The sequence below is a fragment of the Saccharibacillus endophyticus genome, from assembly GCF_013185185.1.
Taxonomy (GTDB): Bacteria; Bacillota; Bacilli; order Paenibacillales; family Paenibacillaceae; genus Saccharibacillus; species Saccharibacillus endophyticus.
The window spans coordinates 501,991-524,728 of record NZ_JAAZWE010000005.1; the positions used below are offsets into that span (position 1 = coordinate 501,991).

A 22,738-nucleotide genomic window follows, 5' to 3' on the forward strand; every position below is an offset into this window, starting at 1 on the left:
CCTCTCGCTGTGATTAATAGGGATTGCTCTCTTTATATTTTATCGTGCAGAAGAGTCCTTCTTGTGAGCGACGAAGAAATTTTAAGCCTGGACGTCGAACGCGCAAATCCGAATTCTTCTTTCGTCCGTGTCGTTCCGGCTTCGAGCGGGAAAATCAGCGCTTGCGTTCGACGAGTCCGGCTTCCCACAAAAGCACGCTTCCGTTCGAACCGTCCTCCGGACGGCTCAATTCGATCGTAAGCTCCCGCGCGTTCCGAACGTCGAACTCGACTTTTTCCGTATCGAAAATATCGCCGTCAGCGCCTTGAAAAGAAAATTCGTAGACCGGTTCGCCGTCGACGATAAACGTCATGCCGCCGCCTGTCCCTCCTTCTACGGTTCCGTACGCCTGAAAGCGGATATAGCCGCCTTCCAGCTCGTAATGCAGCGTCTCCGTGCCTTCGCCCGACCAAGCGTGCAGCTTGGGCGCGTAAGGATCGTCGGCCGCGCCCGTCTGCTCAAGACCGGCGGGAACCTTCTCCCACCTCACCGTTCCTTCCGAAGGCTGCAGGTTCTCCAAAGCGATCTCGCCGGCTTCCGCGTATCGCTGAACCATCCGCTCTGCCGCCGAAGGAGCTGCCAAGAAAATCGATGCGAGCAGCAGCGCGGAAGCAGCCGTATACGCGATTCGTTTAAAGCCGAATACGGCGCCGCCCAGGTATTTGCCGATCACCCACGCCGCATAACCGGTCAGGAAACCCGATGTATTCAGCACGACGTCGTTGATATCGAATCTCCCGAGTCCCGTAAGCAGTTGAAGCGTTTCGACCAGCAGATTGCCGACCAAAAAAGTTCCGATCAGCTTCAACGGCCCCCAACGGATCAGCATCGGCAGCAGCAGACCGCAGGGGATGAAAGCCAGATAATTGCCCAGTTGAAACAGCATGAACGGATTATGAAGCAGGCCGGCGAAGCGGAAAGGCGCGATCGCCTCAAGCGACAAGTTGTACAAATAAACGCCTTTCGCCGCTTTTTCCGAACGGCCGAATCCGAAGAAGAGGAAGTATAACAGCAGCGCGAAATAAAAAGCGGCGGCTGCGTTCAAAAGGCGGTGCCGGATTATCGAAGTCATCAAAAAATCTCCTTTGGGCTGTGGTTGTGAGTTATGAAGCGGAATCCGCAGCGTCAGGAAGACGGTTCGAACCGGAAAAATGTATCGGTTAATCACCTATAAATCGGCAGGAAAGTCGGTTAGACTTTTAATGGAAAGATTTTGACCGAAACGAATTCATATCCCGACCGAACAGGAGGAATATCGTGCAGCTCTCAGACTTCACTTACTCCGCTATCCAGACGCTGTGCCGACAAGGCGACGAACTGGCGAAAGCAGGCGACCTTGAAACCGCCAAACAGCAGTATCTGGCCGCGCTCCGTTTATTGCCCGACCCTGCCCGGGAATGGGAAGCCGCGACCTGGATTTACGTTGCGCTGGGCGACGTGCATTATAAGACGAACCATTTCGAAAAGGCGTTCAAATGTTTTTTCAATGCCGTCCAGTGTCCGAAAGGGCTAGGCAATCCGTATATCCATCTTCGGCTGGGGCAGGTCTATTACGAGCAGGAGAATTTCGACAAAGCGGCGGACGAGTTAAGTCGTGCCTATATGGGCGGCGGCATCGAAATTTTTATGGAAGATGATCCGAAATATTTGGAGTTTTTGGAGACAAGGATGCGGATTTGACCGACCGGGAAAAACGGTACAGCTTCGGCCGCGGAACCTGTGATATAATGGCGTCGTTATTCACACTGGACAAAAATGACAATCTGACGATGGGACGGTTCATATGAAGGGATTTTTGACCACGCTAGCCGATCCGAAACGATTGACCATCATGCTGATCGGCAATATTTTTTTGGGTATGGGAATAAGCATTTTCAAACTTTCAGGCTTGGGGAACGATCCTTTCAGCGGTATGGTGATGGCTTTGGCGGATACGAGCGGAATCGTATATGCCCGCTTTCTGATCCTGCTCAACCTGTCCTTGTTCGCGGTGCAGCTGATTTGGGGACGCCGCTTTATCGGAGCCGGTACGATTGTAAACGCTGTATTCCTCGGTTACTTCGCGACGTTCTTTTACGATATCTGGATCGACGCGCTGGGCGAACCCCAACTGCTGTGGCAGCGCGTGGTGACGGTGGCGATCGGCGTCGTCGTATGCAGCTTCGGGGTATCCCTGTATCAGACCTCCAACGTCGGCATCGCGCCTTACGACGCTCTGTCGCTGCTGATGAGAGATCGCTTCCCGCGAGTCAGCTATTTCTGGCACCGCATGTTCACCGACGCTCTGTGCGCGCTGATTTGTTTCTTGTTCGGAGGCATTATCGGGCTGGGGACGCTGGTTTGCATGATCGGCTTGGGACCGATCATTCATTTCTTCAACGTGTATTTCACGGAAAAACTTTTGGCCGGAAAAAATGCACCTCCAAAAACGGTAAGCTCTTAAATGCCGAACGAACATTATAGGTCAACCGCTTCGCACCCTATCGCGCTGCCGCTTATGACGCAGCAGGCGATAGGGTTATTTGCATGCGGAAAGGTTCTGCTATCGATCTCTGAACCGTTCGATCGCCGCTTCGCTTACAGGCTGGAACAAATTAACGAGGTTACCGTCGGGATCGCGGAACAGGATCGAGCGGTTCCCCCAAGGCATCGTCGTCGGCTCCTGCACCCAGTCTTCGATCAGCGGCTTCAGGCGCACATATTCGGCTTCGACGTCTTTCACGCGGAACTCGACGATCATCGAACGGTTATGGGCTGCGACCGCGGCGTCCGTTCCGAATAGCTGCGCAGTCTGGGTGTGCCCGATTGCGAGCGTGCCGGACGGCAGGACGATCTCGGCGAATACGGGAGCGGGGCGCTCTGCCGTAATTCCCGTGACTTGCTCGTAGAACGAGGCGAGGTGGTCAACGTGGTCGGTAATGATACGTACGGATGCAAAATTCATGAAGGATCATCCTTTCGTTGTTCAGATCGACTGACAATTCTCATCATAAAAAACGTTACTGACAACATCATGTCAGTAACGTTCAAGAATTTTGCATGCTTCTTCCCGGACTCGCTGCCGAAACGACTCCGGTTCCAACACCACGACGCCTGCGCCCCAGCCCAGTACCCATTGCAGCAGATCATCCGGTTGACGAGCGCGCAGCAATGTATCCAAGCCGTCCGGATGCTCGTTCATTTCCTCAATGTACGGAAAATTCGACTGTTTAACCTTGTCCGCAAGGCTCGGGTTGAAACGAAGCGTTACGGTCAAAAAGCGATCGTCCGAAGGGACATACTCTTTTAGATCGAAATCGTCCGGGTATTCAAAAGGCTCTTCCAGCTCGGTCAGCTCCTCCATTCGGGACAATCGAAAATGACGGATGCCCTGCCGCAGATCGCATCGGGCGACCAGCATCCAAGATCCTTCGACAAGTACCAGTCCGTAAGGATCGACGGTTCTTTTGCTGTAGGCGCTCTCCGCAGCCGGGCTCGTTTTTTTCGTATAACCGAAGCGGATTTTCTTTCTGTCCAAGATGGCTCGGCGGATGTTGTTGAGGTTTTCTTTTTCCGACGACGAATCCGACCGCTTGCCGGGAGCGAGCAATCTCAGCGATTGATGGACGCGCGAAGTCTCGTCTCGAACGCGGTCGGATAGCGTAACCTCGATTTTCTTTCGTGCTAGACGGGCTCTGTGGCGGTATTCCTCGTCGAATTGCTGCTCAATGAACTCCGTTCCGATCAGCAAGGTCACGGCCTCCTCGATCGTGAAGCGAATCGGAGGCAGGAAGTAACCCTCGACCAATGAATAGCCCCGGCCCGTGGTTCCTATGATCGGAACTCCGGCTTCGCTCAGCGCCTGGATATCCCGATAAATGGTTCTGACGCTGGTTTCGAATAATGCAGCCAGGTCCTCGGCGCGTACGGCTCTTCTGGCTTGCAGTTCCAAGACGATGGCGAGCAGGCGGTCGGTTTTGTTCACGTGTGCTCCTTTTAATTTCATTTATTCGTTTCGTTCATCCCATCGAATCAAGCGGATCTTCTTCAGATAAAAAGCTCTGCTTACCGATTCTTGCGAATCAGTCAACAGAGCGGAGTATTGGCGTATCGTTTTTATTCAGGAATATAAGGAAGATCCAGCATGTTCGGCACATTGATCACATGCGGTTCCGTATACGTGCGGATGCCTTCCGTGCCGTATTCGCGGCCGATGCCGGACTGCTTGAAACCGCCGAACGGGAAGCGAACGTCCAGTCCCTGAACGGCAGCGGTGTTGATCATGGTCGTTCCGGCTTCGAGCTGACGCGCGACGGAGATCGCCTCTGCTTCGCTGCCCCACACGGAACTTGTCAGTCCGTAGATGCTTTCGTTGTGGAGATTGATTACCTGATCTTCATCGTCGAATGGCAGAATCGGAACGGTAGGGCCGAACTGCTCTTCCACGACGATCCGATCATGCGCGTCGCAGCCCGTAACCAGCGTAGGCTGGAGGTAGTATCCTTGATCGAACAGCTTCTGATCCAAAATCGTGCCGAGCGGAGTGACCTTCGCTCCGCGCTGCTTCGCGTCTTCGACCAAGCTCAGTACGTACTCTTTTTGCTTCAGGTTGTTGACCGGACCTACCGTCGTATTGGGGTCAAACGGATCGCCGATGCGAATCCAACGGTTTGCCGCTTCGATATATTTTTCCACGAACGCATCATAGATCGAACGGTGGACATAGACGCGTTTGGCGATCATGCAGATCTGACCTGTCGTCAAGAAGTTGGACACGACGATCCGGCGCATCGCGCGCTCGTCGTTCACGTCAAAGCTCTCCAGGAAGATCGCCGCGTCATTGCCGCCAAGCTCCAGCGTCATGTCTTTGATCGTGTCCGAAGCGGCTTTGATGATATGCTTGGCCGTTTCGGTTCCGCCCGTGAAGGCGATTTTCGTCACTTTAGGATTCGTCGTGAGTTCAACGCCCACGTCCGCACCGCCATGCACCACGTTGATCACGCCAGCCGGGAACTCGCTTGCGATGATCTCCGCTACCTTCGCTGCCGCGAGAGGAGCGTACGGACTTGGCTTCAGCACGATCGTGTTGCCCGCCAGTAAGGCCGGAGCGATCTTGATCGTGGACAACGCGATCGGATAGTTCCATGGGCTGATCGCGGCCACGACGCCGATCGGATCGTAAGACAGGATCGTTTTTCCGTGATCGTGTTCGGTGACCTGCTCTTGAAGAGCTGCGGCTGCTTCGCTGCAAGCAAACTCCATCCACATTAAAGCCACATAGACCTCGCCGTGCGCATCGTACAGAGGTTTGCCGTGTTCTCTGGACAGCAAATTCACGATCTCGTTCTCGGCTGCGCGGATCTTCTCGATCGCTTTGCGCATGCTGGCCACGCGTTCCTCGATATCGGTTTTCTTCCACGTTTTAAAAGCAACCGCCGCCACTTCGATGGCTTCAACGGCTTGTTCTTTCGTCGTGTCCGGGAAGTAGCCCACGATCTCGGTCGGGTGGGTCGGATTCTCTTTGGCTGATTGAGAAAGGGATTTTACGTTCTGGCCGTTAATCAACGCTTCAACGGTAATGGCTTCCGGGCTGGCTTGAGTTGTCATTGGATATCCCTCCAAACTTCTTCCGCAATTTCTTTTACATAACGAAGTTTGCGCCATTGTTGGTCTTCCGTCAGAATATTGCCTTCTTCTGTCGACGAGAATCCGCACTGCGGGCTCAAGCACAGCTGCTCTAGAGGAACGTAAGTGGCCGCTTCCGCGATCCGGGCTTTGATTTGTTCTTTGTCTTCCAGCTCGCCTGTTTTGGATGTAAGCAGACCCAGCACAATTTTCAGGTCTTTGCGGTTGACGTGTTTGAGCGATTCGAAACCGCCGGAGCGCTCGTCGTCGAATTCCAGGAATAATCCGTCTACGTCCAGGCCACCAAAGATCACCTCGGACGCGTAATCGTAGCCGCCCGTGGAGAAATAGTTCGATTTGTAGTTGCCGCGGCAGATGTGCATCGTGACCACGAGATCGGCCGGCTTGTTCGCCAACGATTCGTTGATCATGCGCTGCATCGTTTTCAACTCTTGCGCGGGATCCATGCCTTTGGCACGCAGCTTGTCGTGACCGGCTTCCGAGAAGAGGTCCGCCCAAGCGGTATCGTCCAATTGCAGGTAACGGCATCCCGCATCGTAGAAGGCTTGGATCGCTTTTTGATACGCGGCGATTGTGTCCTGAATGAACGCCTCATGGTCCGTGTAATAAGTGTTGGCTCCGTTTTCCAAGCGATACAGCAGCATGTTCGGGCTCGGGATAGTCTGTTTCGCTACGGTATCACCCGCGTGCTGCTGCACGAACTTAAAGTCTTCCACGAACGAATGCGTAGAGAAATCGACTTTGCCATCCACGCGAAGGCCGCCTTTGCGCGTCTGCATATTATGGAACTTCGGACCGTCGATTTGCTCGTACAGCTCGACGCCGTCCAGGCCGCCCAAGAAGTCGAAATGCCACCAGCTTCTGCGCAGTTCGCCGTCCGTGACCGCGAGTACGCCGTTTTCCTTTTGCTTTTCAATGATGCGGATGATTTCTTGGTCTTCCACCGCTCTTAGTTCGTCGTGCGTGATGCTGCCGGATCTATATTGTTCGCGCGCCTGGGTCAAGTTCGCAGGGCGTAGAAAGCTGCCTACATGGTCGTGTCGGAATGGGATCATATGAAGTGCTCCTTCTGGCTTTTTGTTCTCATGAGTATACCATGGGAGGAGAGGATGCTTGTTATAGGAAAAAAACATGTCTAGTCATATGGTTGGGTGATAGCTGGGCTCGTATAGTCTTCAGGAGCCACTTTGACCGTCGTGAATCATTGTCGCTGCCGCAACCTCATTGTGGCAATAACGGCTTCTATAACGAGTAGATTGGGGATCCAACAAGCCCAAGCGACGACCCGAAACGCCGCCTCGAAATCGCCTAATAGAAAAGCCAGCGGCGCTAACAAAATCCGCAGCGTGACAGCTGAAAAAGTAAGCGCATAACTGCGAAGCATCCATGTTCGATGACCTGAAATGTCTTTGGCTATAATTTTCCTCGTCGCAATAAGCGTGGTCGCAACCCACAGGACATCGAGTGACATGAACCCGAGCCCCGAAACCCAACCTCCTGTCGCAAAAAGGGATAAATACACGTTCACGATCCCGCTTACGATGATTGAAAAAACATATCCGTATCCCATTAGGCGATGCCGACGCTTTCTGGCTTTTGTCGGCTTGATAAATAGTTGAAAAGGTCCGATAACCAAGGCGAATACCGCGGTGAAAATATGGGCGTATAGCACATAGATCCATGGTTGTAGTTCAAAATCAGGCTTCTGCAATTTGAAAGAGACGAGTCCGGCATTACCTGCTTCAAGAACGCCATACTGAACAATCGCGTATCCGGCAATCAAAAACGCGAAAATGAACACGAGTGTACGAGTCTTTTTATTTGCCATAGGAATGATCCTCCTTCGTGGCTGTAGGGAAACCATTCACGACTTGTGTGGGTCTAGTTTCCTGCCGTACTTTTGATGCAAACGGGTCTTGGCTTCTTCCCAGTTCGGAATGTTATCGGCATCCCAACGAACAGCTTCGGATTCATCTCCGATTCGGCGCGCGATCCGCATCGCCTTGGCATGATTGCCACGATTCCGGTATTCCAACATGCGCTCCTTGTTCTCCCATACCGACATCGTCCAGCCTACTCGCCAACCGTCGCGCGTGAGGTCGGAATGCAGCAAGCCGGAGGCCGTGTTCATCTGCTTGGTTGATCGAACGATATGGTAAATAAAAAACGGCAGCGCCCATATCCCCTTCACTCGCAACCGTGTCACTGATATCAACAATGGAATCGCCACCTTCTACGAAATATTGATTCTCGATTCATATAAGTATAGCGGATCGAATACGGCGGTCTTTGCCTTTTTCGTCGGCGTTTTTGCCTGATTCGACGGATTTGGTCGCTTAATAAAAAAAATCCGCTAGGCTGTATGCCTGCGGAAATTGAAAAGCTGTTTGGGTATGCGTTTCGCTTCAACTACTGCCGGTCCTGACGCCACCTTATGATAGTTCTAATCGGAGGATATCTAAAAAATTCGGCCGGAGTCTCATCTAAAACTCTGAAAGGATTGTTTGTTGTCAGAATAATAGTTCTAGCATATTTTGTAGTCACTATATGTGCGATAATTCTTAAAAGCTCGCCTTGCTTATGATACGGTTCAGCGTATCGGTTATAGAGCGAAATAGAAAGGTTAAAGTAATTCTTGAATATTCAAGTAAGTTATATAAAAAACCTCTTTCAATCTTAATGTATCAAACGTCCTTTGATTTTAGCTGATCTATCTTCATGGGCCGCATCAAATTCATAAGATTTTGCCATTTTTCGATGTATATCAGCAATTCTAGGATAATGATATTCTAGTAGGTCAGCCCACCTATCGTACTTTTTAGATAGTTCTCGCTCCTGATCTCCACCTTCTCCACGCCAATGAACACCTCGAGCATTATAAAAACCTGCCATTACCCCACTCGAAAAACTTTCAGTTATAATATCTTCTATTGCCTCACGAACAGGCTCACAAGGCCACACCCCATCTTCTCCACAAGGCGACTTAGAGAACAATTTTCCCAAACAATTATCACATACATCTCCACGTGAAACCTCTTCTGATAATTCACGAACCCTTTGAACCCAACTTTTTATTTTTTCCGGATCAAGTTCCTCTTTTTCATTATGTCCTGGTATCGATGACAAATTTTCTAAAAGATGATATGCCACTTTAGCCCTTTCCACTTCAGTTTCTACATCCTGAGCATGCCATCCTTCTGGATCTTCTTTATCATCTGCCCTTTTATAAGCTAATGCTAACACATGAACAAAAAACTCCGGATTAGATTCAATGTATTTTTCAAGGTTAGGAATACCAACACCTTCATAAGCTAAAATTTTAATGAAGGGAAACTCAAGCTCTATCATTTGCTCTGTCGAGAATTCCCCACTTTGCGTGAGTAATTTAAAAACCTCTGCAATACTATGTTGATTTAATTGATACGATTCGCTAGAACTTTTATCGCTTAAAATGATTGCTTCTACGATTTTAAATAAAGTTCGGACAGGAATACGTTCAAAATCATATTGAATATGCGCAAAAGCTGCTTTTGGTCGTCCTACTGCTAGTAACCGATTAATAGCATATTGCAAATCGTCCAAATCTTCTCCCCTGAAAATTGTAGGAGAAACCTTCTTCCAATATTGCTCTTGAACTCTTTTATCCATTAGTTTAAGCATGTCCCAAATTTTTTTACTGAAAGGAGCTTTTAATAACAACTCTGTGGCTTCTTCCAAGTCACGACTTTTAATTAGCTCTAATACTATATTCTCTCTATTTTTATAGACTACTCTATGCATAAATCCCGAAAGTATCGACTGACGTATTTGCGAATTCTCTAATGGCCCTAAGTCTAAAATCCCTTCAGCAAATCCCAATAACTCTTTTGCCTCAAGTATATCTGGAATTAAATCCCCTATAAGCGAAGCGCACTCTCCTCGAGATGCTAAATTATATATTCCCTCAATCCCTTTTTTTAGTAACACTTCAGTAAGAGCTTCTTTTCTCATTATTTCGATTTTATCTAAACGTTCTCTATAATCCTCGATTAAATCGTCTTCTAATTCTTCATAAGATTCTTCAACCCATTGCTTTTTAAATAACCATTCATGTCGGATAACTATATTTTTCGGCTCTAGCATAGCATGTATTTTACGGGCGGAAGAGCCAGCATCAATAGCATTCGCCTCTTTCTTCTTAGCACGACGAGAAAATGCATTAACTCGGATTTTTTCACGTAAAATAGATTTATCATCATCTGATGCGGTAGAACTCCACTTTTCTATAAGACTCCATATTTGATCTGAATACTCTGACGGGATATGTGCAGCACAAGCAACAAGATCTCCAAGCGTAGTAACATTTTGAGGATTCCTAGAAAGTGTTAGTTCAAAGGCCTTCAGCAGAAAAGCTCTTCTTTCTTCATGTTGAACAGGTTCACCTTTTCCATTCGCTCCCGTCCGCCAACGTGGTTTGTAATTATACGTACCGATCATTGATACTTCGTTAATTTCTTGGATACAAATCGTCCAAGCAATATCGGGGTAATCCTTGGCTAGATGTTCAAGTGCTGACATTCTTAACTCTAGTGGAGCTGTAGTTTGAGGCATCCAAGAACGGAAAATAGATTGTAGGCTTGCTATTGGCTTATTCGATAAGTTATCTTCTATTTTGGTTTGTGCTAACTTTGCAAGAATACGAACTACTCTCCTGAGATATTGAGGGGACCATGCGATGCTCTCTAAGGCCCACAGTAATCCTGTCCTTGAACTTCGTGCAAATAGCCCCGACGGAACAGGCTCCATCAATTTAAGTAGCTCTGGCGACCCAGAAAGCAAATCTTTCTCTAGTATGTTAAGAAATGTATCTGGCGCCGCTTCAGCATATACTGGAAGTTCATTCGACTGAGCCTTTAGCTTTCTTAACGTCAGTGGAGTTAAAACCTTTTTAATCACTTTCCCAACTTCATACTCTATATTGTGTCCATATCTTTCTTCAAACAAGTCATTCCCATGTATTGCAAGCAGAAGTACTGACTCCGCCACGTTCTCTCGAAGTACAGAAGAGCATTCTCTAGTTTTATCATATATATTTGCAGCCCATTGCTGATCTTCTGGAAGATCCAAAGCAGGATCATCTTCATCAAGAATTAACTCTGCTATATCCAAAAAACATTTAATATTTTCCCAAGTGATCTTTTTATTAAGAGCATACAGGGTATCAATTTTTGAAACCATCCCTCGCAAATGGCCAATAGACCATACAGGGCTATCACTTAAAATTAATAGCTTTCCAAATTCTTTTTCAATTTCTTCGTATTCCATATCATTTGTAAGAAGTGAAAGAATAGCCCTATCCGCATTATTGTTAGCATTCCACGTTCCAGCGAAAAGAAAGGTTGAAAGAATGTCAGAGACCGTAGGATCTTCCATCCATTGTGGTGTACGGATTGCTTCTAACTTAGACAATCTACGTCTTAACACAGTTAAAGATCGTCCAGACTCTCTACCTAATTGTCGCGCTTCGTCTCTGTTGTAACCCATACTTTCTAGAGCCTTTTGAAACGCCTGATCACTCAAAGGCTCTAATACTAAATCTGCTTTAGCATTTGTAGCATTTTTAGGATATACAATGATGGAATTTAAGTTTTTCCTATAAGTAGCGTATTCACGTTCTACATCTCGGTCTGTTATTACAGCTATCATATTCAAGGGTTTTATAGCTAGGTTCGGTAATACGTCTTTTTTAGTAAATACCGCTATTTGATCACGGAAAGAAACAAGTTCAGGATTATTATGAGAGAATAAACAACTTAAAAATGCTAAAGCTTCTTCTGTAGAGTCACTATGAATAATTACAGATTGCTTTGAAGCAAATTTGCTCTGTATAGCTGTATTGTTTTTAAAATTCTCAATCGCCTCTTCAAAAAGGACTTCTGAAAGCTCAGGCTCACTATCAGCAATCCACTCTTCCCAACATCGATCTAACGACTTTACACCTTGAGCTGGGATTGACATTTCGTTAGCAAGCCAAGCTTGTGCAGAAACAGATTGCTCTAACCATTGTTCCAAATCACTGGAATCAAGTACTATCACATCTTTCCAATCATTTAAAATGGCATGCTCATTTCTCCAAGCTATTTTTCCTGGCCACCGCCTTGTAGTTACGAAAACAAAAGTAGTCTCAGCTCTTTCCTCAGAGGTTGATTGACCTAAGCTTTTTTTATAGTCCTTATTTGCTTTTGTTCGGGGATCAGCATTGACACCAAATTCCCATCCTGACTTTCCTTTAGGCACCCATGGAGTACCGTCTTGAGCCTCAATAAATCCATCCCATCCAGGGCGCTCAGCATCATCATTCCCAGGAAAGTCAACTTTTTGGATTCCTAGTCCTGTAGAGTTAACTAATGTTCTTAAAAACACTGCCAGACGCATACGTGCTGTGTTCGTAGATGAAGCCCATTGTTCAATATCATTAGCTTTGAGCTGTAAAAATGGTGGAACATATGTTTTAGCTACAGAGGCTACGCCTCTAGTTCGAACGTTCTCCTTGTCATAGCTAGTCTGCATTTGCATTAGCTCTTTAGCATCTACTCCAAAAGCACGCTCCATTTTAGCAGCCATATCGACAGAAAGAGTGGTATGTCCATTGAGAAGGTTAGAAAGAGTTGAACGCCCTACAGACAATAATTTAGCTGCTTCCGTTACAGCCATACCCTTTGGAATAACGTTTTCCTTGATATACCGTCCTAACTCCTTTTTCTGCTCATCGTTCACACTACTCAATCTAATCTCCTCCTTTATGATTAAAACATTAGTAGATTACTTCTTCATTTTAGTGTATTGTGTCCATCAACACAATACAAACATATGTTCCTAAATAAAATAAATTATGCTTCCTCTTAGATACTTTTGTTGATGTGCTTCAATCATCTATAAGCTACAGATCATATGCTTTGAAGAAATTTGTTTAAGTCCATCTCAACAAGATAAAGGATGGTACGAAAGTCACCAGTATGTATTACATGTGTAGCCAGCTATATAGTTACACTAACAGTCTTCGTAAGCTAGAAATATCGCCGAGAATCCTTCAGTTTTAAAGGTAATTGTTTCGAGGATGAATGAAGTTGATTGAGCACTGTTCGGTGAGCGGTTTACAGAACTAAATGAAGAGCTGCATGTGGGGCTGAGACGGAGGTCGAATCTGGAGGCAAAGGCTTGAGATAATTAATGAGAGTCAATTCCTTAGGAGTGTGTCTGATCTTTGATGGAAAGGTTCAAAAAATTACCGAGAAGGTCGCCCTCTGTCTAATGTAAGATGTTGCTGCATTTGATTGTAATGAGGATTACACTGGATGAGAGAAAAAAGTAGAAGGGGCTTCCCTAGTTAATAGGAAGCCCCTTCTTAATATAAGGATATAAATAATTTGAAGATGAAAAATTGATTGTATTATTAGGGCAGCCCATACCACATTGTCGCTGCCACACCTGTCATCACTGTCCAAACTGTTTTTATTGCTGAAATACCAAAGCTATAAGATTTTGATTTCATAGGCATTCCTCCTCTTAGTTCACAACCATCGGCTACATCAATGATGAAATATTTAACACCGATCAGTGTAGAAAGGACAAGAAGAAGATTAAGCAACGGCAGTAGGGAGTTGAACCCTACAGGAAATGCCACTCCCCTAATATTACAATCAATCTTATTATACCCAATTTGTAATTTATTGAATCATAAATTTATTATTTTGTATGTTGATGTTCCTTTCTTTAAAAGCTTTTCATCCTAAAATTTCGCCCTACTTATGATACGGTTCCCCACGATTAATCTTCACCGCCCGATACACCTGCTCCACCAACACCAACCTCATCAACTGATGCGGCAGGGTCATTTTCCCGAAACACAGCTTCTGCTGCGCACGCTTCAGCACGTCGTCGCTAATCCCATGACTCCCGCCGATCACGAAGACCACATGGCTGCTCCCGTAAGTCCCAAGCTTATCCAACTCCGACGCCAGATCTTCCGAACTCCACATCTTCCCGTCCAGTGCCAACGCGATCACGTGGGCGTCCGGCTTAATATGCCCCAAGATCCGCTCGCCTTCCTTATCCTTCACGATCTTCACTTCCGCATCGCTCAAGCTGTCCGGCGCTTTCTCGTCCGGCACTTCGATGATTTGCAGCTTGATGTAAGGCGTCAGCCGCTTGCTGTACTCCGCGATGCCCTGTACCAGATACTTTTCTTTCAACTTCCCTACTCCGATAATTTGTATAAACATAGATCCTCCCGTGTACCGCTCATGATAAGGACTTGTCTCAAACCAATGAACGGTTACGTCCGCAGGATTCGCACTAAAACCATACGCGATTCTTACAAACGTAAGCCTACTATGTAAGAGAGACAAGCCCTTAGTACCTTGTCAACGTTAAAAGTAAGGTTACGCCCGTCTGAAATCCACCTAAAGCGTGTGGGTTTCAGCCAAACGTAATCCTCTGATTAAGAGTTGAAAGGGTACTGGATTATTTCCATTATACGCTAGCCCCCGCCCAGCAGCCCACCAAAAAAAGACGGCCGCCGCTCCCACGCTGGGGCAGTACCGTCTTTTCCCTATTACATCGTCACGCTTTACAACGCTTTAATCTCCAACAACTCGTAATGAATCATACCCATCGGCGCTTCGACGTCGATCTTGTCGCCGACCGCTTTGCCCATCAGGGCTTTACCCAGCGGGCTTTCGTACGAGATCTTTCCGCTCGCCACGTCCGCTTCCGCTGGTCCAACCACTTGGTACTCCAACGTATCGCCGAACTCGATGTCTTTCAACACCACGTTCGAGCCGACGCCGATCGCGCTGGAATCACTGTCGCTTGTATCCACAATCCGTGCTTTGGTCAGCATTTTCTCCAAGATCATAATGCGCGTCTCCATGAAACCTTGGTCGTCCTTGGCCGAATGGTACTCGCTGTTTTCTTTCAAGTCGCCGTAGCTGATCGCAAGCTTGATGCGCGCCGCCAGCTCTTTGCGTTTCACGTATTTGAGGTCGTCGAGCTCCGCTTGGAGCTTGTCGAATCCTTCTTGGGTCAATACTACTTCTTCCTCTGCCATGCTTTCGCTCACCTCACTACAAATTCTTATCTATCTAGTGTACTCCTTTTTGCTCCAACAATCGACCTATTCGCTTGTTTCGGCAAATTATACGTCCACCGTATGCTCTACCCACCAGAACAGCCCGGCCGCCGCCGCATACATCAACACGATCGTCGCGATGAAAAACAGATGCCAGCGGCGGTACATGGTCAAAATGGCGATATACTCGCGGATAAACGCATTCGGCAGATAATAAAAGGCCGTTTTCGAGCCGATCCCGTCTGCCTGCAACCCTGCTTGACGCGCATAGACGCCGGCCCGGAACAGGTGGAAGTTGTTGGTCGCGAACACGCACGTGTACTGGCCTTCGCCGCTTTGCTCGTCCATGATTTTTTTGGAAAACTTCATGTTTTGCAGCGTGTTCACCGACTTGTCCTCCATAATGATCCACTCGTCCGGTATCCCCTGCTCCAGCAAATAATTGCGCATGGCGGCGGCTTCGGAGATCATCTCGTCCGAGCCTTTGCCGCCGGAGACGACGAATTTGGGCGGTACGTAAGGTAGGGCTTCTTGTTTCTTGTAAAAGGCAATGCCGCGATTCAGCCGTCCGGCGAGCAGCGGCGTGACTTTGTCGCCTTTGAGCCCCGCGCCGAGCACGACGATGTAATCGCGCGGCACGCGCGGGCGCACCAGATTATACAGCACGGACGAGACGAGGTAGCAGAGGAAAACGAAGCCCAGATAAGCCGTGATTGTCGAAACGACCGCGATCGGCAGCGCAAGTTTTCCGTCTGTGGTCCATAGCGGCGACGTGATCATCAGACCCAAAAACACGAAGATCAGCAAACCCAGACCGAGCGTCAGCAGGTTTTTGGGCTTGAGTCCTTCTTTTCTCCATAAAATGCGCGCGTTGTAGATCAGTCCGGCTCCCGTACCGACCACGAGCAGCGGCAGCAGCACGACCAAGCCGAGAGCTCCGAACGCGGCAGCATAGCGAACGGTTGAATTGTCGTCGGCGACTTGAATCACGCTGATCATCAGGGAGAACGCCAGCAGCAGCAGCCCGAACGTCAGCAGCATCCCGACGCGGATCCGGCGCTTGTCGCGCATGTACGAGACAACAAAACCGAGCAAAACAAGGGCGGTCAGCCCATAGCTAAAAAGGAAGATCATCGTGGTTTAAAGCTCCCTTTCGTTCCGTCGGCCGAAAAGACCGCTCGCGAGTTCCGGCATTGCCGGAGCGTGCGGGCGGCCCGTCCGTCGGTCATATGATTTGGATTACGGAAAATGAGGGCTCGGCGCCATTTGGAGCACCGAAGCCGGATTAGACGACGAGCACTTCGGCCGGCTCTTCGCAGTGCGCGCATTTGAGCGGCGGGTCCCAATCGGAGAACTCGGTTTCTTTGAGGTTCACGAGATCGGGCGCGGCGTCTTCGTATTCGTTCAAAAATTCGTCGAGCGCGGTTTCGATGTGTTGCTTGCAGACACAGTACAATAAGAACACTCCTGACTTTTTGGGGTAAACCGGCCGGGGAGACGCTGCGGGAGAAATTCGTTTCGGTCGCGTGTTGCATTTAGGAAGCCGAATTGGAATTTTATAAGGAGGCTTCCTAAATGCAAAGGCGAACACTTATAGCATATGCTTCCGAAGTGCCTTTTCTTCGAAAAGCCTGCACTACACTGAATTTCTCCCTCCGCTCGCGGCCTTTACTCTTGAAAAATCTCTCGTTAAGACAAAAGAGAATTATTTCATTACTTCTATTATAGAACTACGTTTCTATCTAACGATCAAGCTACTTTATGATTTGTTTTATTTTCCGCTTGCCGATCTCTACATGAAAACTCTCTTCTCCCGAGTTTTCGCCGCTCACTGTGTCGCTTCCGGGCGTTCGCCGAGGGTCACGGTAGCCGTTTGTTTTTTGCCGTCGCGGTAGTAGCTGATGGTCATTTTTTCGCCGATCTTTTTGTAGCCGTACAAGTATTTGCGGAGCATAAGGGTGGAATCGATCGATTGGTTGTCGAAGCCTACGATCACGTCGTTGAGCTTGATCCCGGCGTCTTTGGCGGGGCCGAGGGATTCGAGGACGACGACGCCTTTTTCGACTTCTTTCGGCAGCTTCAGTTCTTCGACCTGTTCCTCGTCCATCGGGGCGTAAGGGTTATTCAGGTCGAGGGAGTAGACGCCCAGGTAAGGTCGGCTGATTTTGCCGGTGGTCAGCAGCTCTTCGGCGGTGTTCATGACTTGGTTGATCGGGATGGCGAAGCCGATGCCTTCGACGCCGGTGCTGGCGATCTTCATGGTGTTGATGCCGATCAGCCGGCCGTCGAGGTCGACCAGGGCTCCGCCGCTGTTGCCTTCGTTAATCGCGGCGTCGGTCTGGATGACCTGCTGCTCCCAATCGTAGACGCCGTCTTCGTTCAGCGATACGGGCATGACCCGCTTCGGATAGCTCACGATGCCGGAGGTGAGCGTATCGCCGAGGCCGAGCGGGTTGCCGAGCGCGATTACCGTCTCGCCGAGATCCAACGTATCCGAATCGCCGATTTGCGCGATCGCGGCCACTTTCGCGCTGCTGATCTCCAGCACGGCTACGTCGGTAATGACGTCGGAGCCGACCAGTTTCGCCTTTAGGCTTGTTCCGTCGACCAGCACGGCTTGCAGCTCTTCCGCGTCCGCGACGACGTGGTGATTGGTGATCACGTACGCTTTGCCGCCTTCTTTTTGAAAAATCACGCCCGAACCCAGTGCCGCGCTGTCCGGCGACGTGTCGCCCGCGGTGCGGTGGCTCACGATGCTAACCACTGCAGGTCGGACGGCGGCCGCGGCCTGCACGATTCGATCGTAAGGATTGGCTCCTGCGGAGATGGCTGTCGTATTCATCCGCGGCAAGACAAAACCCGCGAACAAGCCGCTGAGCAGCAGAGCCGTAAGCAGCGAGGCGAGAATCGCGCTAAAAGCAACGGCACGCGTACCGCCGGAGCGGCGACCGTTAGACTCGTAACCGCCGGAGCGTCTCCGGCCTCGGCGAGGACTGCGTTCGCTGAAACCGCGCCTTTTCCCGCTCCCGCCATAATATTCATCGTCAAACAGCCCCATGTGCATTCATCCTTCCATCCGTATGCGCCGCATTTTCTTGCCCTTTTCCTGCCTGCTATCCATTAAACCGATTATCGGCATAACGACGCCTTTTCCAAAGCCCGCTGCTGATCGTTATTCGCCCGTTTTGCTGCCCACCTCGTCCCACGGCGTCGGCATGTTCCAATACGTATCGCGCAGTTCGAATTCGCTATCTTTGAAGAAAATGCCGCAATCTTCCATCGAGCAGCGTACGGTCATTTTCGCGATATCCATCATGTTATGGTCGCGGCTGAGGTGGGCCAGGTACGTGCGCTTCAAGCGGCCGTTCAGCAGCTCGCTGAGCGCTTCGCCCGCCGCGTTGTTGGATAAATGGCCGATGTCGCTGAGGATGCGCCGTTTGATGTTCCAAGGGTAGCGCCCCATGCGCAGCATCTCGATATCGTGGTTTGATTCGAGCACCAGCACGTCGGAATCGTAGATCGCTTCTTTGACCTTTTCGCTCATGTAGCCGAGATCGGTCGCCAAGCTCAACTTGTGGATGCCGTCGTCGAAGGTGTAGCCGACCGGCTCCGCCGCGTCGTGCGAGATGCCGAACGATTCCGCTCTCAGCGAACCGAAGTCGATCGCCGCGCCGGTTTCCAGAATTTTGCGCTGCTCCGGCTCGATCTGACCGACGTACTTTTTCATGCCTTCCCACGTCTTTTCGTTCGCGTAGATCGGCATCTTGTACTTGCGCGCGAGCGCGCCGACGCCTTTGATATGATCCGTGTGCTCGTGCGTGACCAGAATGCCGCTCAGCTGCTCCGGCGACACCTCGCGTTCGCGCAGCAGTTCTTCGACTCTTCTGGCGCTGAGGCCCGCATCGACCAAGATCGTCGTGCCGCCCAGCTCGATCACGGTCGCATTGCCCGTCGATCCGCTCGACAACACGGTAAAACGCATTCCCATACTCATTGTTGATCTCCTTTTCTCCTGCTCTTGCTGCTTCAGGGACTGATGACGTCTCCGCTGGCTCCCTGCACGTAGTAGACGCTGTACGAAGACGGATCGCCGTTTTCAACCGTAAACCGCCATACCGGCGCAGCCACCTGGGTCTCCGAATCGAAGGTCTGCCCGTAAAAGCCCAGCACGATCTCTTTGACCACCGAGCCTTCCGGCAAATAATTTTCGACCAGCGTGCCCAGTGCTTTTTGCGCGGGCAGCACTTCCGTTTCACCTCCGGCATCCTGAATCTGTACGGGAGAGCCGAGGTAAGCCGTAATCTTCTGATCGGTATAAAAAAGTTCCAGATCCGCGTTGAACAACGGCCACTGCCCTTCGAATAACGGATGCAGCGTGAACGACCCGTCTTCGCTGCTGCCCGCAAAAGCGTCGTAGCTGTAATCCGCGATCCGCGGAATTTCGTTTTTCAGTGCCGATACCAGGTCTCCGGGCGTGAAAATGAGCTTGCTGTCCGCCGGAATCGCCAACTGCACCGGATCGTCCGGAAGCTCCTCGGTATACCGATAAGAAATCTTCGGCAGGCTCGGCGTATCCGCCGGAACGGAGGTCAGCACCTGAATATTTTTATTTTCCATCGCCCGCTGCGTGCTTTCGCTGAGCGAATCGAAGCCCAAGTTGGCGCCCTGCTGCTCGCGGTAATCGCTCCACAGCTGATAGCCGAGCACCAGGTTCAGCAGCAGGAACGCGTAGATCAAGACATTTTTGGCCCTTCCCCAATCCATGTTCCGCTTCCCCTTTCGCCCGGCCGACTTGGACCGATCAATTGAATGTCGCGTTCGTACCGTCGGACAGCACCGCTACCCAGCCCGGCACCAGCCGCAGCGTATCGCCGTTCATGCGCGGCGTGTACGCCGGGTATAAGTCCGTCACTTTCAAGCCGTGCACTTCTTCGACTTTGACGATCCGATCGATCAGATCCTGACCGCCGGACAACGTATACTGCGGCCCTTGCTCGCCTTCTTCCGGAGTCTCGAGCAGCGAACGCTCGTAGAACGAGACCGTCCCCTGCTGAAGCACCAGATCCATATATCCGTAACGGACCGTCCCGCTGCCGAAGATCGGAAGCGAACCGTAATACTGCCGGAAACGCACGCTCAGATCCGCATTGTAATCCTCGCCGCTGCCTGAAGTCAGTTCGGCCCGGTACGTTCCGTTCCAGCCTCCGTGTTGATTGATGAAGTCGACCGCGGACAGCACGCTTTCGGTCGCGTCCGCCCGGATCGCGGGAACCGCCGCCGGATCGGTATACGTCATCCAGCGTCCTTCGTCCTCGATCTGAAGACTCCGCTTGCTGTCCGTATAAATCTCCGATCCGTCCTGTTCATGGATATTGCGCGTCACGGCCGGATCGGCGAACAGATTGCGCTGCATTTGGTCGCTGGTAAACGCATCCGTCTCCAGCACCGCTTCCGCCAACACGATCGGCTTGGACGGCACGTATAACGTATGGTTTTTGAGCGGCCTGTAAGGCGTCCATTCTTCGCCGAACGCCACATGCTGAAGCACGTCCTGTACCGTCAGGTCGAGCTGCTTGGCTTCGTACACGTCCTGCCCGTTCGAGCTGAAGAAGAACGCGCGCGGTTTCTCCTCGCCGCTTCCGGTATAAATCCAGATCCGATCGATGTCGGCCGTTTCGAATGTCGGATCGGCAGCCAGCCGCATCGTTTTTTGCAGCAAAGGTACCGGAAGCCCCGTGCCGAACGACAGCTCGATGCCGGGATTGTTCGCCGCCACCTTTTCCCAATCCTCGGCGGAGATCGGCTGTGCTTGAAAAGCCGCGAAATCCCGTGCCTGAATACGTGCATAAATCAGCTTGTAAAAAGCCGAATTCGGATAAAAAATCGTATGCTTGTCCTCGCCCATATGAATGATCATCCGGTCGGGATACAGCGTATCTTCCACGTTCAGCTGCTCGCCCATCTCGTCGGTTCGGACATAACCCGCCGACGAGACGACGACCTGACCCGTACCCGGCAGCCGATAGATCAACAGATAGCTCTGCACCAGACTGACGGCGACGAGGAGCGTGAGCGCCGCCGTTTTAAGCTGCTCTTTCACGTTAATCCCCGCCTCCTTCGATATGGGCAGGCAGCGTGAACGTTACCCGCGTGCCTTGTCCGAGTTCCGATTCGATCGCGATGTCCCCGCCGTGCGCTTCCACGATCTCCCGCGCGATGGCAAGGCCCAGGCCCGTGCCGCCCATGCCGCGGGAACGCGCTTTATCCACCCGGTAAAAGCGTTCGAAGATCCGTCCCAGCTCTTCTTTCGGAATCCCGATGCCGGTATCCGCGATCACGACCGCATACCGTTTGCCGTCTTCGAGCGGGTAGGCATCCAGCGTGACTTTGCCGCCGTCCGCCGTATATTTCATCGCGTTGGACACGACATTGTCTAGCACCTGGTCGATCTGGTCTCGGTCGACGTCGACGAAACCGAGCTGCGGCGAAGCTTTGAGCGATACGGAGATGCCTTTGTCCCGGAGCGGGAAGGTAAAGCGTTCGGCGACTTCTTCGATCAGCTCGAACAGGTTCGCTTTTTTGCGCCGGACGGCCGTTTCTCTGGAATCCATGCGCGACAGCTGGAGCAGGTCGGTAACGAGGCGAATCATGCGCTCCGTCTCGTTTTGAATGACGCCGACGAAACGACCCGCGACCGTCCGATCATCGAGCGCGCCGTCTTCCAGCGCTTCCGTGTAGCTTTTGATCGTGGTCAGCGGCGTACGCAGTTCGTGCGAGACGTTCGCCACGAACTCGCGGCGCAGCGTATCGAGACGTTCCTGCTCGGTAATATCCTGAAGCACCGCGATCGTGCCGCTGACGCCGATTTCCGTTCCGCTTTCGCGGCGGTGAATCGGGCTGAGCGTCGCTTTGATCGTCATGTCGCCGAGTCCGTCGGGAGCGCCGGGCGAATCCGGAGTGCCGCCGCTGCCGCCGAGAATGATGCTGCGCAGTCCGGCGGACGGCAGCTCTTCGTCTTCTTCCGGCAGATCGAGCAGCTCCGAGATGCTTCGTCCGATGATGTCCGTTTCCCGCATCCCCAGCATGGCGCTGGCCACCCGATTGACCAAAATGACCGAGCCGGACTCGTCCGCCGCGATCACGCCGTCGCTCATATTGGTCAGGATCGAAGCCAGCTTTTCTTTTTCTTCTTCATTGAGCGACAACACGCCCTGCAGACGGCTCGTCATATGGTTGAACGCTTCGCCGAGCTGTCCGATCTCGTCGTTGCCGAACACGGGCATGCGCACGTGGAAACGTCCTTCCGCGACCGCCGTCGCCCGTTTGGTCATTTCTTTGATCGGCTGCGTGACCGTATGCGCCAAGATGACGCCGAGCACGGCCGTCAGGCCGAGCGCGATCAGCACGCCGGAGATAAAGATACCGTTGATCCGCTGCATCGTGTCGTATAGGCTTTGCATCGACGCGACGATATAGATCGCGCCGACGATTTTCCCGCCGCTGAACACGGGCTTGGCGACGACCTTTTTACGCAGATTGTCTTCGTCGATAATATACTCTTCGTTGTCGTCGATCCCTTGCAGCGCGCGGCTGACCACGGTCTGCGTGTTTTTGCTGTTGACCAGGTCGGCATGCGTCGACAGCGACGTGATCAGGACGCGGCCGCTCACGTCGAGCACTTGAATCTCGCCGCTGCTCATGCTGGAAAAGTTGTCGACCAGCGTGCGCAGACTTGCCGCTTTGTCTTCGGCTGCTTCTCCGCTGCCCGACCAGTTTTGTCCGGCCAACACGGAAAGAAGCTCGGCTTGTTCTTTCAGATCGTTAGTGAAGTTATTCGTCAGAGACGTCTTCATCGCGCTGACGAAATACACGCCGATCAGCTGCATCGCGATCAGGATCAGCAGCATGTACACGATAATCAGCTTGGCTTGTACCGAACGGAAAAACGACGCTTTGCGCAGCATC

20 protein-coding genes are annotated in these 22,738 nt (G+C 50.9%); 2 read left to right on the top strand and 18 right to left on the bottom strand.

Annotated elements, in window-relative coordinates:
* Positions 1-154: 154 nt before the first annotated feature.
* Complete coding sequence (locus tag HRQ63_RS19530) at positions 155-1,111, bottom strand: VanZ family protein (protein WP_172246836.1); 957 nt, start codon at positions 1,109-1,111, stop codon at positions 155-157.
* Between the two features lie 185 nt (positions 1,112-1,296).
* Here HRQ63_RS19530 and HRQ63_RS19535 point away from each other — a divergent pair, with 185 nt between their 5' ends.
* On the top strand, positions 1,297-1,719 hold the full coding sequence (locus HRQ63_RS19535; RefSeq protein WP_172246837.1) for a tetratricopeptide repeat protein: 423 nt from the start codon (positions 1,297-1,299) through the stop codon (positions 1,717-1,719).
* A 103-nt stretch (positions 1,720-1,822) separates the two neighbouring features.
* Positions 1,823-2,482 (top strand): YczE/YyaS/YitT family protein, encoded by a 660-nt coding sequence (locus tag HRQ63_RS19540; RefSeq protein WP_172246838.1) that lies wholly within the window; start codon positions 1,823-1,825, stop codon positions 2,480-2,482.
* A gap of 99 nt (positions 2,483-2,581) precedes the next feature.
* Here HRQ63_RS19540 and HRQ63_RS19545 read toward each other — a convergent pair whose 3' ends face one another.
* From HRQ63_RS19545 to walK, 17 genes are all read right to left on the bottom strand, one after another.
* Entirely contained in the window at positions 2,582-2,983 is a 402-nt protein-coding gene (locus HRQ63_RS19545; protein ID WP_172246839.1) for a VOC family protein, read from the bottom strand.
* 72 nt (positions 2,984-3,055) lie between these two features.
* Positions 3,056-4,003, bottom strand: coding sequence for a helix-turn-helix transcriptional regulator (locus HRQ63_RS19550; protein WP_172246840.1), 948 nt, complete (start codon positions 4,001-4,003; stop codon positions 3,056-3,058).
* A 131-nt stretch (positions 4,004-4,134) separates the two neighbouring features.
* Entirely contained in the window at positions 4,135-5,625 is a 1,491-nt protein-coding gene (locus HRQ63_RS19555) for an aldehyde dehydrogenase family protein (protein WP_172246841.1), read from the bottom strand.
* Positions 5,622-6,719 (bottom strand): 5-methyltetrahydropteroyltriglutamate--homocysteine S-methyltransferase, encoded by a 1,098-nt coding sequence (locus HRQ63_RS19560; protein ID WP_172246842.1) that lies wholly within the window; start codon positions 6,717-6,719, stop codon positions 5,622-5,624. The genes HRQ63_RS19555 and HRQ63_RS19560 overlap by 4 nt, the downstream gene beginning before the upstream one ends.
* 146 nt (positions 6,720-6,865) lie before the next feature.
* Positions 6,866-7,492 carry a DUF2306 domain-containing protein gene (locus tag HRQ63_RS19565; protein WP_172246843.1) on the bottom strand — a complete coding sequence of 209 codons (627 nt, stop codon included), beginning with the start codon at positions 7,490-7,492 and terminating at the stop codon, positions 6,866-6,868.
* 36 nt (positions 7,493-7,528) lie between these two features.
* A complete protein-coding gene (locus tag HRQ63_RS19570; RefSeq protein ID WP_172246844.1) occupies positions 7,529-7,882 on the bottom strand; it encodes a DUF3291 domain-containing protein in 354 nt (117 codons plus the stop codon).
* 458 nt (positions 7,883-8,340) lie between these two features.
* Complete coding sequence (locus HRQ63_RS19575; protein WP_229714314.1) at positions 8,341-12,420, bottom strand: helix-turn-helix transcriptional regulator; 4,080 nt, start codon at positions 12,418-12,420, stop codon at positions 8,341-8,343.
* Positions 12,421-13,096: 676 nt separating this feature from the next.
* Positions 13,097-13,327 (bottom strand): hypothetical protein, encoded by a 231-nt coding sequence (locus tag HRQ63_RS19580; RefSeq protein WP_172246846.1) that lies wholly within the window; start codon positions 13,325-13,327, stop codon positions 13,097-13,099.
* 118 nt (positions 13,328-13,445) lie between these two features.
* Positions 13,446-13,925 (bottom strand): 23S rRNA (pseudouridine(1915)-N(3))-methyltransferase RlmH, encoded by a 480-nt coding sequence (gene rlmH, locus HRQ63_RS19585; RefSeq protein ID WP_172246847.1) that lies wholly within the window; start codon positions 13,923-13,925, stop codon positions 13,446-13,448.
* 347 nt (positions 13,926-14,272) lie between these two features.
* A complete protein-coding gene (gene greA / locus HRQ63_RS19590; RefSeq protein WP_172246848.1) occupies positions 14,273-14,752 on the bottom strand; it encodes a transcription elongation factor GreA in 480 nt (159 codons plus the stop codon).
* An 87-nt stretch (positions 14,753-14,839) separates the two neighbouring features.
* The gene (locus HRQ63_RS19595) at positions 14,840-15,907 is read right to left on the bottom strand and encodes a YdcF family protein (RefSeq protein WP_172246849.1); all 1,068 of its coding nucleotides are present in this window, start codon (positions 15,905-15,907) and stop codon (positions 14,840-14,842) included.
* A gap of 151 nt (positions 15,908-16,058) precedes the next feature.
* Positions 16,059-16,229: a CxxH/CxxC protein gene (locus tag HRQ63_RS19600; protein WP_084778008.1), complete on the bottom strand. Its 171-nt coding sequence runs from the start codon at positions 16,227-16,229 to the stop codon at positions 16,059-16,061.
* A 372-nt stretch (positions 16,230-16,601) separates the two neighbouring features.
* Entirely contained in the window at positions 16,602-17,831 is a 1,230-nt protein-coding gene (locus HRQ63_RS19605) for a S1C family serine protease (RefSeq protein ID WP_172246850.1), read from the bottom strand.
* A 114-nt stretch (positions 17,832-17,945) separates the two neighbouring features.
* Entirely contained in the window at positions 17,946-18,761 is an 816-nt protein-coding gene (locus HRQ63_RS19610) for an MBL fold metallo-hydrolase (protein WP_172246931.1), read from the bottom strand.
* A gap of 38 nt (positions 18,762-18,799) precedes the next feature.
* On the bottom strand, positions 18,800-19,537 hold the full coding sequence (yycI, locus tag HRQ63_RS19615; protein WP_172246851.1) for a two-component system regulatory protein YycI: 738 nt from the start codon (positions 19,535-19,537) through the stop codon (positions 18,800-18,802).
* 37 nt (positions 19,538-19,574) lie between these two features.
* Positions 19,575-20,873: a YycH family regulatory protein gene (locus HRQ63_RS19620; RefSeq protein WP_172246852.1), complete on the bottom strand. Its 1,299-nt coding sequence runs from the start codon at positions 20,871-20,873 to the stop codon at positions 19,575-19,577.
* A 1-nt stretch (position 20,874) separates the two neighbouring features.
* Positions 20,875-22,737: a cell wall metabolism sensor histidine kinase WalK gene (gene walK, locus HRQ63_RS19625; protein ID WP_371873245.1), complete on the bottom strand. Its 1,863-nt coding sequence runs from the start codon at positions 22,735-22,737 to the stop codon at positions 20,875-20,877.
* Between the last annotated feature and the right edge of the window lies 1 nt (position 22,738).